This window comes from Bradyrhizobium sp. (assembly GCF_019242285.1).
Lineage (GTDB): Bacteria > Pseudomonadota > Alphaproteobacteria > Rhizobiales > Xanthobacteraceae > Bradyrhizobium.
In genome coordinates this window covers 1-11,272 of the sequence record NZ_JAFAVV010000520.1, presented here as the reverse complement: position 1 = coordinate 11,272, position 11,272 = coordinate 1, and the positions used below count along the sequence as shown (strand labels likewise).

Annotated in this window: 11 protein-coding genes; 8 read left to right on the top strand and 3 right to left on the bottom strand. The window is 66.7% G+C overall.

From position 1 onward, the window contains the following. The 4 genes from JOY90_RS20670 to JOY90_RS20655 all read left to right on the top strand — a co-directional run. Positions 1-795, top strand: a 795-nt coding sequence (locus JOY90_RS20670) for an iron-sulfur cluster-binding domain-containing protein (protein ID WP_291692960.1), incomplete at its 5' end; no start/stop codon positions are given. Between the two features lie 26 nt (positions 796-821). Next, a complete protein-coding gene (locus JOY90_RS20665) occupies positions 822-2,366 on the top strand; it encodes an aldehyde dehydrogenase family protein (protein ID WP_291692959.1) in 1,545 nt (514 codons plus the stop codon). A gap of 257 nt (positions 2,367-2,623) precedes the next feature. Next, positions 2,624-3,046, top strand: a complete 423-nt coding sequence (locus JOY90_RS20660; RefSeq protein WP_291692958.1) for a nuclear transport factor 2 family protein — start codon at positions 2,624-2,626, stop codon at positions 3,044-3,046. 114 nt (positions 3,047-3,160) lie between these two features. Beyond that, complete coding sequence (locus JOY90_RS20655; protein WP_291692957.1) at positions 3,161-4,681, top strand: FAD-dependent oxidoreductase; 1,521 nt, start codon at positions 3,161-3,163, stop codon at positions 4,679-4,681. 143 nt (positions 4,682-4,824) lie between these two features. On the opposite strand, the gene JOY90_RS20650 is transcribed toward JOY90_RS20655, so the two are convergent. Continuing rightward, the gene (locus JOY90_RS20650) at positions 4,825-5,352 is read right to left on the bottom strand and encodes a DUF5943 domain-containing protein (RefSeq protein ID WP_291692956.1); all 528 of its coding nucleotides are present in this window, start codon (positions 5,350-5,352) and stop codon (positions 4,825-4,827) included. A gap of 2 nt (positions 5,353-5,354) precedes the next feature. Further along, the gene (locus JOY90_RS20645) at positions 5,355-6,335 is read right to left on the bottom strand and encodes a dipeptidase (RefSeq protein ID WP_367276974.1); all 981 of its coding nucleotides are present in this window, start codon (positions 6,333-6,335) and stop codon (positions 5,355-5,357) included. A 211-nt stretch (positions 6,336-6,546) separates the two neighbouring features. Between JOY90_RS20645 and JOY90_RS20640 the strand changes: the two genes are divergently transcribed. Next, entirely contained in the window at positions 6,547-7,704 is a 1,158-nt protein-coding gene (locus tag JOY90_RS20640; RefSeq protein WP_291692954.1) for a GlxA family transcriptional regulator, read from the top strand. On the opposite strand, the gene JOY90_RS20635 is transcribed toward JOY90_RS20640, so the two are convergent. Further along, entirely contained in the window at positions 7,692-8,228 is a 537-nt protein-coding gene (locus JOY90_RS20635) for a prolyl-tRNA synthetase associated domain-containing protein (protein WP_291692953.1), read from the bottom strand. The genes JOY90_RS20640 and JOY90_RS20635 overlap by 13 nt on opposite strands. Before the next feature lie 171 nt (positions 8,229-8,399). On the opposite strand from JOY90_RS20635, the gene JOY90_RS20630 reads away from it, so the two are divergent. The 3 genes from JOY90_RS20630 to JOY90_RS20620 all read left to right on the top strand — a co-directional run. Then, on the top strand, positions 8,400-9,653 hold the full coding sequence (locus JOY90_RS20630) for a sarcosine oxidase subunit beta family protein (RefSeq protein WP_291692952.1): 1,254 nt from the start codon (positions 8,400-8,402) through the stop codon (positions 9,651-9,653). Between the two features lie 14 nt (positions 9,654-9,667). Beyond that, complete coding sequence (locus JOY90_RS20625) at positions 9,668-9,958, top strand: sarcosine oxidase subunit delta (RefSeq protein WP_291692951.1); 291 nt, start codon at positions 9,668-9,670, stop codon at positions 9,956-9,958. Then, on the top strand, positions 9,955-11,272 hold a 1,318-nt coding region (locus tag JOY90_RS20620), incomplete at its 3' end, for a 2Fe-2S iron-sulfur cluster-binding protein (RefSeq protein WP_291692950.1). The genes JOY90_RS20625 and JOY90_RS20620, both read left to right, overlap by 4 nt.

The following is an 11,272-nucleotide window of genomic DNA, read 5'->3' as shown; positions in this document are numbered from 1 at the left end:
AAGACCGTGGCAGGCGGAATCGTCTCGCCGCTGCTGGCCGCGGCCAGACCCGGGCAGACGCTATTGGCGCAGGCGCCGGCCGGAAAATTCCTGCTGCCGCTGGCGAATGAATTTCCGGTCGTGCTGCTGGCCGGTGGCATCGGCATCACGCCGTTCATGAGCTATCTCGAAACGCTCGCCACGCAGGCGCAGCGGCCGGAGATTCATCTCTATTACGTCGTGCCGTCGCGCATGCGCCATGCCTTCGCCGCCCGTTTGCGCGAATTGGCCGTGGCGAGGCCGGAGCTTCGCATCGTGACGCTCTATAGCCGCCCGGTGGCGTCCGACCGGCTGGGCGTGGACTATGATCGCGCCGGACGCCTGGAGTTCACCGCCATCGAGGAGAGCCTGATCCGGCGCCGCGCGAGGTTCTACCTGTGCGGTCCCGACGCGATGATGGCAGCGTTGTCCGCGGGCCTGCGCGCGAGCGGCGTGCCGGCCTTCGAGGTCTTTCAGGAACGTTTCGTCTCGCCGCGGCCGGTGGCCGCAGAGCGAAGCGCAGCGTCGCACAGCGTGGTGTTTCGCAGGTCCGACCGCCGATTGCAGTGGACGCCGCAGGTGGGCTCGCTGCTTGACCTCGCCGAACGCTGTGGCGTACGCGTGCCGACCGGCTGCCGTGTCGGCCAATGCGAGAGCTGCCTGCTGCCGGTTCTGGAAGGGCAGGTTGCCTACGACCTGCCGCTCGACGATGTCGAGGACGGCGCCTGCCTCGCCTGTCGCGCCGTACCCGTCACCGATGTCGTGCTGGACGCGTAGGCGCAGAATATTCCGGAGGGCTCGTCATGTCCGAAACACGCACCACAAGGCTGGCCGGCGAGGTGGCCGATATCCTCGGCGCGCTCGGCGTCGCGCCCTCCCTCACCACCGGCGGCGCACGTGCCGCACGCTCGCCGATCACGGGCGAGGTGGTCGGCCACGTCGCCGAATCGGGGCCGGCGGAGGCGCATGCAGCGATCGACCGGGCGCATGCGGCCTTCTTGAAGTGGCGCATGGTGCCGGCGCCGAAGCGCGGCGAACTGGTGCGTTGCTTCGGCGAGGAGCTGCGTGCGAGCAAGGCGGCGCTCGGGAAGCTGGTCTCCATCGAGGCCGGCAAGATCGGCTCCGAAGGGCTCGGCGAAGTGCAGGAGATGATCGATATCTGCGACTTCTCGGTCGGCCTGTCGCGCCAGCTCTACGGGCTGACGATCGCGACCGAGCGGGGCGAGCATCGGATGATGGAGACCTGGCATCCGCTCGGCGTCACCGGGATCATCTCGGCGTTCAATTTCCCGGTCGCGGTGTGGGCGTGGAACGCGGCGCTGGCGCTGGTCTGCGGCAACAGCATCGTCTGGAAGCCGTCGGAGAAGACGCCGCTCACCGCGCTCGCGACCGACGCCCTGTTCGCGCGCGCCGTGGCGCGGTTGCGCAACGAAGGCGGCGACGTGCCGGACGGTTTGTCGACCGTCCTGATCGGCGACCGCAAGGTCGGCGAGGTGCTGGTCGGGCATGAGCGCGTGCCGCTGGTGTCCGCGACCGGCTCCTGCACGATGGGCAGGGCGGTCGCGCCACGACTCGCCGCGCGATTTGCGCGGGCGATCCTCGAGCTCGGCGGCAACAACGCGGCGATCGTAGCTTCCAGCGCCGACCTCGATCTGACCTTGCGCGCGGTCGCGTTCGCCGCAATGGGCACCGCCGGCCAGCGCTGCACCAGCCTGCGCCGGTTGTTCGTGCACGAGGACGTCTATGGCCACTTCGTGCCGCGGCTGAAGAAGGCCTATGAATCCGTGACCGTCGGCAACCCGTTGCAGGACGGCATCCTGATCGGCCCCCTGATCGACGGCATGGCCTATCAGGCGATGCAGTCGGCCTTGGCCGAGGCGCAACGCGCCGGCGGCATCGTGTTCGGCGGCGAGCGGGTCAATGTCGGCGGCCATGGCGAGGCCTATTACGTGCGGCCGGCGCTGGTCGAGATCGCGAAACAGACCGCGACGGTGACGCAGGAGACGTTTGCCCCGATCCTCTACGTGATCGGCTACCGCGATTTCGACGCCGTGCTGGAATTGCACAACGCCGTGCCGCAGGGATTGTCGTCTTCGATCTTCACCAATGATCTGCGCGAGGCGGAGACATTCCTCTCCGCGCGCGGCTCCGATTGCGGCATCGCCAATGTCAATATCGGGCCGTCGGGCGCCGAGATCGGCGGCGCGTTCGGCGGCGAGAAGGAGACCGGCGGCGGCCGCGAGTCCGGTTCGGATGCATGGAAGGCCTATATGCGCCGCGCCACCAACACGGTGAACTACGGCCGTGCGCTGCCGCTCGCCCAGGGCGTGAAGTTCGACATCGGCTGAGAGTCGCCGCAGACACATCGGGGTCCGCCCGACCGCCCGGTTGAGCTTATCTCCACCGGACGTGTGCGCAGCTCAACCATTGTCATGCCGCGAGCGCAGGGTCGCACGTCAGGGTTACGCCCGCCATGCTTGCGACGGCGATCGTCGCCGGGATATCCCTTTCGAGGAGACAATCGAAAAAGGGAGGCAGCCGATCGCTGCGGACGCCTCAACCGTGGCTGGCGCCGCGGCCATGGCGGAATGAAAGGAAGCCGGACATGCGCGCGATGCTGGAGGACAAGGACGCGATCCGCGAGCTGTTGGCCGAGTATTGCTTCCGGCTCGACGGCTACCGGCTGCGCGAGCTTGGCGAATTGTTCACCGACGGCGGCGAGTGGGTGTCGCGCAATGGCCGCGCCACCGGCCCGGCGCAGATCGAGGCGCTGCTGACGAGCATCGTCCCGCCGCCCGCGGCCGGCACCCGTCGCAAGCATTTCACCACCAACATCATCATCCGCCTTGATGGCGACGATGCGAGCGTGATCTCGAACTTCCTGGTCATTCTCGACAAGGCGGCTGGCCCCACGCCGACCGTCGCCGGGACCTATGAGGACGTCGTGGTAAGGCACGGCGGCGCCTGGAAATTCCGCTCTCGCGTCCTCTCTCACGACATTGCCGGCGACAACGGGCTGCTGCGCTGATTCCCGACCTGGGCCGCCTGATCATGGGAACCGATCGCTCCACCCACGCTTTGGTGTGTTGCGGCGGAGGTTCCGCATGGCACTATTCCGCCGGCTTTCGAGGGAGGAACCAAGATGGCGGAAGAGAGGAAGCCCGCGGGTCCGGACCTAGTTCAGGGCGTCGAAGCCAAGGATTTCAACAACGACAAGCTGCTCGGTCATGTCGGCAAGGATGACGTGCTGCTGGTGCGCGCCGGCGCGGACATCTTCGCGATCGACGCCTATTGCAGCCACTATCACGGACCGCTTGCCGATGGCCTTGTGACCGGTGACAGCGTCCGTTGCCCATGGCACCACGCTTGCTTCAGCTTGCGCAGCGGCGAAGCGGTCCGTGCGCCGGCGCTGTCGCCGTTGTCAGTCTGGCAGGTGGAGCAGGAGGGCGGCCGCATCTTCGTCCGTCGCAAGCAGGAAGCGGCGAAGCCGAGGAAGGCGGCGGCCGATGCGCCGCGCCGGATCGTGATCGTCGGTGGCGGCGCCGCCGGTTTCGCCGCGGCCGAGATGCTGCGGCGCGAAGGCTTTGGCGGCGAGGTCACGATGCTGAGCAATGATGGCGCGGCGCCGGTCGACCGGCCCAACCTGTCCAAGGATTATCTCGCCGGCAGTGCGCCGGAGGATTGGTTGCCGCTGCGCCCGGATGAGTTCTATGACGAGGTCAACATCGATCTACGGCTCAACACCAATGTCGCATCGATCGATGCAAAGGCGCGGCAGGTGGTGCTGGACGGCGGCAAGGCCATGACCTACGATCGCCTTCTGTTGGCGACAGGGGCCGAGCCCGTGCGGCTGCCGATCCCCGGTGCGGATACAGCGCATGTGCATCTGCTGCGGACCGTCGCCGACTCCCACGCCATCATCGCCTCGACCAAGGGTGCGAAGCGTGCCGTTGTGATCGGTGCGAGCTTCATCGGCCTGGAGGTCGCCGCTTCCTTGCGCGCCCACGAGATCGAGGTCCATGTGGTGGCGCCGGAGGCACGGCCGATGGAGCGCATCCTCGGGCCGGACATGGGCGACTTCGTCCGCCGGCTGCACGAGGAGCATGGCGTCGTCTTCCATCTCGGCGACACCGTCACCGCAATCGACGGCAGGCGCGCCACGCTGAAGAGCGGCGGCACGCTCGAAGCCGACCTCGTCGTGGTCGGGGTCGGCGTGAAGCCGCGCCTGGCATTGGCGGAGCAGGCGGGGCTCGCGATCGATCGCGGCGTCACCGTGAACGCTCACCTCGAGACCAGCGTAGCCGGCATTTATGCTGCCGGCGACATCGCGCGCTGGCCCGATCCGCACTCCGGCGAGAACATCCGCGTCGAGCATTGGGTGGTGGCCGAGCGCCAGGGCCAGACCGCCGCGCGCAATATGCTCGGTGCGCGCGAGGCCTTCGATGCCGTGCCGTTCTTCTGGAGCCAGCACTACGACGTCCCGATCAACTATGTCGGCCATGCCGAAAAATGGGACGAGATCGCAATCGACGGTAACATCGCCGCCCGCGACTGCCTGCTGCGCTACAGGCGGAACGGCCGCGTGCTCGCGGTGGCCTCGATCTACCGCGATCTCGACAGCCTCAAGGCCGAGCTCGCGATGGAGCGGGGTGAGAAGGTGTGAGGGGTCGGATGCACTATCCAAATGCGTAGCGTGGGCAAAGCGAAGCGTGCCCACCATTCAAGACCAATGCTGTCGAGAGAATGGTGGGCACGGCGCTGCCGCGCCTTTGCCCACCCTACGCGCTGCGGATTCATTGTTGCACCTCACGCCGGCGCCACCTCGAACATGCAGTGATCGTGGTTTCCTTCGCCGGCACAATAGAGCTCGGTCGCCTGCGCCTTGCCCTTGCGCGCGGCTTTCTCCGTCACATAGTCCAGCGCGCCCTCGAACCAGGCCGAGAACATGTAGCAGCACTTGCGCCTGTCTCGCACATGCACCGGATCGATCAGCGCCGAATGACGCACGACGATCCGGGCGGTGCCGGCTTCGGGTGACAGCTCGGCGATTTCGAACTGGGCCCAGCCGCGCTGCGACAGCCGTCGCAGATAGTGCCGAAAGACCTCCGCGCCATCGAGGCCGTGAAAGGCCGCTTCCTTCTCGCACCAGAAATAGGCCGAGCGGTAGCCCGCCGGCCGCAAGACCTCTTCGAGCTTCCCGGGCCCCAGCACCGCCTCGACCGCGTAATGATTGTTGAGGAAGAAATGCTGCGGCACCAGGATCATCGGCAGCGCATCCACCGACCAGCGGCCGGTCGCCTCATCCACCTGAATGTCGATTGCGGGTTTTGCCATGCTCATGCCCCCCACACCGTGCGCAGCAGGTTCAGCCAGTTCAGCCCGATCACGCGCTCGATCCGCGCAGTCGTCCAGCCGCGGCGTGCCATCGTCGCGGTGATGTTCGGCCATTCGCCGATGGTGCGGATGCCCTCCGGATTGATCACCTCGCCAAAGTCGGTGAGCTTGCGCGCATAACCCTTGTCATGAGTGATCCAGTCGAAGAACGGCCGGCCATAACCCTGAGTGAAGTCGGTGCCGACGCCGACATTCTCCTCGCCACAGCGATCGATCACGTACTCGATCGCCTCGACGAAATCGTCGACCCTCGAAGCCGGGCCCTTCTTCAGGAACGGCGGGAACATCGTGACGCCGACGAAGCCGCCGTGGTCGACGATGAACTTGAGCTGCGCGTCGCTCTTGTTGCGCGGATGCGCCTTCAGCCCGGACGGCAGGCAGTGCGAATAGGCCACGGGCTGCTTCGAGGCGAGGATGACGTCCTCGCTGGTCCTGGCGCCGACATGGGAGAGGTCGCAGAGGATGCCGAGCCGGTTCATCTCGGCGATCACCTCGTGCCCGAAATCGGAGAGACCGCCGTCCTTCTTCTCGTAGCAGCCGGTGCCGACCAGGTTCTGCGTGTTGTAGGCGATCTGCATGATGCCGACGCCGAGCTCCTTGAACAGGCCGAGATAGCCAAGCTGATCCTGGATCCCGCTCAGGTTCTGCCAGCCGAGGATGATGCCGGTCTTGCTCTCGGCCTTGGCGCGCCGGATGTCGGCCGTGGTGTAGACCTGGGTGATCAGGTCGGCGTTGTCGCGAATCCACTGCTTCCAGCGCATCACGTTGCGCATGGTCTCGGTAAATCCTTCCCAGACGCAGCAGGTGCAGTTCGCGGCAGTGAGCCCGCCCTTGCGCATATCCTCGAACACGGCGCGGTCGAAGTCCGAGATGATCAGGCCATCGATAACGATCGACTTCGCATGCAGGTCTATGGACATCATGGCTCCTCGAGGCCGAGCCGGCTCGGCCGTTCATGGAAAGTATCGTTCCGACGGGAGCTTCCGCATAGAACGCATGCGGCTCTCGGATGGTACATTTGCGGCACGCCTGCTCGCGAGGGACCGTCGCGAGAATATCAGGGAGGCGATGTGAAATCTGGCCGTTGTGCCGGCGTCAAACGCTGCTAAGATTCGCTGCAACGGAGCTAGAGTCATGCGTAGGGGCAAGCTGGGGGAACCGGGCCCGAAGGCGGCGGGCAGGGCAGGCAATACGTCGCTTTCAGTCGGTTTCGTGCTGTTGCCGAATTTCACGCTGGTCGCCTTTTCTCTCATCGTCGATCTGCTCAGGCTTTCCGCCGACGAAGGGGATCGCAGCCGGCCGGAACGCTGCTCCTGGAGCGTGCTCGGCGCCGACCTCAATCCGATCAACGCGAGCTGCGGCCTCCAGGTCGTGCCGTGGGAGACATTCTCGCAGCCGGAGCGGTTCGACTACATCGTCGTGGTCGGCGGCCTCCTGTACGACGGCATGGAATACCATCCCGCAATGCTGAAGTTCCTGCAGGATGCCGCCGCGGCCAATGTGCCCGTCGCCGGAGTCTGCACCGGCAGCTTCGCGCTGGCTGCGGCGCAGCTCCTCGCCGGGCGGAAATGCTGCGTGAGCTGGTACCACTTCCTCGATTTCGCCGAGCGCTTCACCAGCATCATGCCGGTGGCCGACCAGCTTTTCGTGATTGATGGCAATTTCATCACCTGCGCCGGCGGCATCGCCGCGCTCGATCTCGGCGCCTGGATGGTGGAGCGTCATCTCGGCCCGGGCCGGGCACAGAAGGCGCTGCACATCATGCTGACCGACAAGGCGCGATCGGCGCTCGATGCCCAGCCGCAGCCGCCGGGCGTCGGCCTCGTCGCGGACGCGCGGGTGAAGCGCGCGATGCTGATGATCGAGCAGAACCTGTCGACGCCGCCCAAGGTGCAGGAGATCGCGTCCTCGATCGGGCTGTCGAAGCGCCAGCTCGAGCGCCTGTTCCGCAAGGTCGCGGGCAAGAGCATCCAGGAATTCTCGCGCGACCTGCGAATCTACTACGGCCTGTGGCTGCTCGCGAACTCCAGCAAGAGCATCACCGCAGTCGCTGCCGAAAGCGGCTTCGCCGATCCGTCGCATTTCAACCGGCTGTTCCGCGCCACCTTCGGCTGCCCGCCCTCGGTGCTGCGCAAGGAAAGCCCGGCGACGATCCGCGCCATCATTCAGCGTCGCAAGATCGCGGGCAATGTCGTCGCCGCGGCCGAGGCGGCGAATGCGCCGGCCTTGCAGCCCGAAGCCGGCGAGGGGGCGGGCTTCCTGCATCACGAGCGGCGGCCCTATCTGCAGTGAGGCGGTTCAACCCGGCTCATCTTCTCTGCGGCCAGCGAGACGTAGCGTGCGATGCGGCCGGTCGCAGCCAGGAATTTGGCCAGCGCCTCCTGCGAGAGTGAAGTCGTCCGGCTGTTGACGAGTGGATGGCAATTGACGGCGCTCGCGGCTCCGAGCCGGTCGTCGAGCAGGAGCTCGACCCGGTGCCCGGTGTCGTTCACGACGGCGAGCAGCGACACCGAGCCGGGCTCGATGCCGAGCATCTCCCTGAGCGCCTCCGCCGAGCCGAACGACAATCTGCCCCTGGCGCCGATCTGCTTGCCCAGCGCCTTGAGGTCGATCACCGCGTCCTCGTCGGTGACGAACAGGAAGTAGTTCTTCTTGGCGTCGCGCAGGAACAGGTTCTTGGTGTGCAGGCCTGCGATCTTGCCGCGCAGGTTCCTCGATTCTTCTACCGTAAACACGGGCGGATGCTCGATGGTCGGCGCGGGGATGCCCTTGTCTTCGAGCAGCTTGAGCAGTGCGTCGCTCCTGGTCGTGTCCATCGCGTTGCCGTCCGTTAATCGCGTTCAATCCGACCCTTCACTGCCTTGCACGGCTCGGCTTGACAAGGCCGCACCGGCCCATGTCGCCTTTATCCAACGGCCCTGACGGAGGGATGCTGGCCAATTTCGCTCCGATCGCGGTAATGTCGGACGTCATCGAAACGGGCCGCAATGAGAAAATTCTCTGCATTTGCCTTGCTGCGCGAGGGGCTATCCGGCCAGGCGGGCTGGCAGCGGCAGTGGCGCTCGCCCGAGCCGAAGCCGCGCTATGACGTCGTCATCGTCGGCGGCGGCGGTCACGGCCTCGCCACCGCCTTCTATCTCGCCGAGCGGCACGGCATCCGCGACGTCGCGGTGGTGGAAAAGGGCTGGATCGGCGGCGGCAACACCGGCCGCAACACCACCATCATCCGCTCGAACTATCTCCATGACGAGAGCGCTGCGATCTACGAGCACGCGGTCAAGCTCTGGGAAAATCTCGCGCAGGCGCTGAACTACAACGTGATGTATTCGCCGCGCGGCGTGCTGATGCTGGCGCACAACACGCACGACATCCAGAGCCTGAAGCGGCATGTGCACGCCAACCGCCTCAACGGCATCGACAATGAATGGCTGTCGCCGCAGCAATGCAAGGCATTCTGCCCGCCGCTGAACATCGATCGTGCCATGCGCTACCCGATCCTCGGCGGCGCCTTGCAGCGCCGTGGCGGCACCGCCCGGCACGACGCGGTGGCGTGGGGTTACGCGCGGGCGGCCTCCGCGCGCGGCGTCGATATCCTGGAGAATTGCGAGGTGACAGGCATCCGCCGCGGCGCGTCCGGCGCGATCGAAGGCGTCGAAACCTCGCGCGGTTTCATCGGCGCGAACAAGGTCGGCGTGGTCGCGGCCGGCCATACCAGCGTGATCATGAACATGGCCGGCGTGCGTTTGCCGCTGGAGAGCTTTCCGTTGCAGGCGCTGGTGTCCGAGCCGGTCAAGCCGGCATTTCCCTGTGTCGTGATGTCCAACACCATCCACGCCTATATTTCTCAATCCGACAAGGGTGAGATGGTGATCGGCGCGGGCACCGACGCCTATACGTCCTATTCGCAACGCGGCGCGCTGCATATCGCGACCCACACGCTGGATGCGATCTGCGAACTGGTGCCCGTGTTCCGGCGCCTGCGGATGCTGCGCAACTGGGGCGGCATCGTCGACGTGACGCCGGACCGCTCGCCGATTCTCGCCAAGACGCCGGTGCCCGGGCTCTACGTCAATTGCGGCTGGGGCACCGGCGGCTTCAAGGCGACGCCCGGGTCCGGCGACGTCTTCGCCTGGACCATCGCCAAGGACGCGCCGCATCCGATCAACGCACCCTTCACCATCGAGCGTTTCCGCGAGGGCGTGCTGATCGACGAGGCGGCGGCCGCCGCCGTGGCGCATTAGCGGCGAGGCGCGTGATGCTCCTGATCAAATGCCCCTGGTGTGGCGAGCGGCCCGAGCTGGAATTTTCCTATGGCGGTGAGGCGCATATCGCGCGGCCCGCGGACCCTACGCGCCTCGACGACGAGCAGTGGGCAGCGTTCCTCTACTTCCGCAACAATCCGAAAGGATTGCACGCCGAGCGCTGGCGCCATGTCCATGGCTGCGGGCGCGTCTTCAACGCGCAGCGCGACACCGTCTCCGACGCGATCGTGGCGACCTACAAGGCCGGCGAGAAGCCGCCTGGCCAGAGCGGGTCGTCGCCATGAGGGGCCATTACCGGCTCGCCAGCGGCGGCCGCATCGATCGCGGCAAGCCGCTCGCGTTTACCTTCGACGGCAAGCGCTATGCCGGTTTTGCCGGCGACACGCTGGCGTCCGCGCTGATCGCCAATGGTGTGCATCTCGTGGGCCGCTCGTTCAAATATCACCGGCCGCGCGGCATCCTGACGGCGGGCGCCGATGAGCCGAACGCGCTGGTCGCGGTCGGCACGGACGAGGCGCGACGGACGCCGAATCTCCGCGCCACCCAGGTCGAGCTCCATGACGGTCTCGTGGCGGAAAGCCAGAACCGCTGGCCTTCGCTGTCTTTCGATCTGGGCGGCATCAACGAGATGTTCGCGGACTTCCTCCCCGCGGGCTTCTACTACAAGACCTTCATGTGGCCGCGCTCGTTCTGGAAGCGGCTCTACGAGCCGCTGATCCGCCGCGCCGCCGGCCTTGGCCGGGCGCCGCGCGAGCCCGATCCGGATCGCTACACGCAGCTCTATGCGCATTGCGATGTGCTCGTGGTGGGGGCTGGGCCCGCCGGGCTGGCCGCCGCGCTTGCGGCGGGGCGATCGGGGGCAAAAGTCATCATCTGCGACGAGCAGGCCGAGATGGGCGGCACGCTGCTGGCAGACACCGCGGCCATGATCGACGGGGCTTCCGCGGCCGACTGGCTCGCGACGACGCTGCAGGGATTGGCCGCGAGCGCCAACGTGACTCTGCTGCCGCGCACCACGGCGTTCGGCTGGTATCCGCACAATTTCCTCGGCCTGAGCCAGCGCGTGACAGATCATCTCGCAGTGAAAGACACGAAATGGCCGCGTGAACGGCTCTGGCAGGTCCGTGCGCGCGAGGTCGTGCTGGCGACCGGCGCCATCGAGCGCCCTCTGGTGTTTCCCGGCAACGACCGCCCCGGCATCATGATGGCCGAGGCGGCGCGCACCTATGTCAACCGTTACGGCGTGCGGCCGGGCAACCGCGCCGTCGTCCTCACCGCCTGCGACAGCGCCTATCGCGCGGCGCTGGACCTGAAGGCCGCCGGCGTTGAGATCGCCGTCGTGGCCGATCTGCGCCCCGAGCCGCAGGGGGCGTGGGTTGCGCAGGCCCGCGATGCCGGCATCGAAGTGCGCGCCGCCACCTGCGTTGCCGGGACCGGCGGGCGGTTGCGCGTCAACTCGGCGCAGCTTGCGCCGACATCGGGCGGCCCGGCGGAGACCATCGCCTGCGATCTCGTGCTGATGTCGGGCGGTTTCACGCCGAGTGTGCACCTGTTCTCGCAATCCCGTGGCAGACTCGCGTTCGACGAAGAACTGCAGG

Bases quoted from the DNA above. Each gene is read 5' to 3' on its own strand.
- JOY90_RS20665 (WP_291692959.1), top strand. From the start codon at position 822: ATGTCCGAAACACGCACCACAAGGCTGGCCGGCGAGGTGGCCGATATC.
- JOY90_RS20660 (WP_291692958.1), top strand. From the start codon at position 2,624: ATGCGCGCGATGCTGGAGGACAAGGACGCGATCCGCGAGCTGTTGGCC.
- JOY90_RS20655 (WP_291692957.1), top strand. From the start codon at position 3,161: ATGGCGGAAGAGAGGAAGCCCGCGGGTCCGGACCTAGTTCAGGGCGTC.
- JOY90_RS20650 (WP_291692956.1), bottom strand. From the start codon at position 5,352: ATGGCAAAACCCGCAATCGACATTCAGGTGGATGAGGCGACCGGCCGC.
- JOY90_RS20645 (WP_367276974.1), bottom strand. From the start codon at position 6,335: ATGATGTCCATAGACCTGCATGCGAAGTCGATCGTTATCGATGGCCTG.
- JOY90_RS20640 (WP_291692954.1), top strand. From the start codon at position 6,547: ATGCGTAGGGGCAAGCTGGGGGAACCGGGCCCGAAGGCGGCGGGCAGG.
- JOY90_RS20635 (WP_291692953.1), bottom strand. From the start codon at position 8,228: ATGGACACGACCAGGAGCGACGCACTGCTCAAGCTGCTCGAAGACAAG.
- JOY90_RS20630 (WP_291692952.1), top strand. From the start codon at position 8,400: ATGAGAAAATTCTCTGCATTTGCCTTGCTGCGCGAGGGGCTATCCGGC.
- JOY90_RS20625 (WP_291692951.1), top strand. From the start codon at position 9,668: ATGCTCCTGATCAAATGCCCCTGGTGTGGCGAGCGGCCCGAGCTGGAA.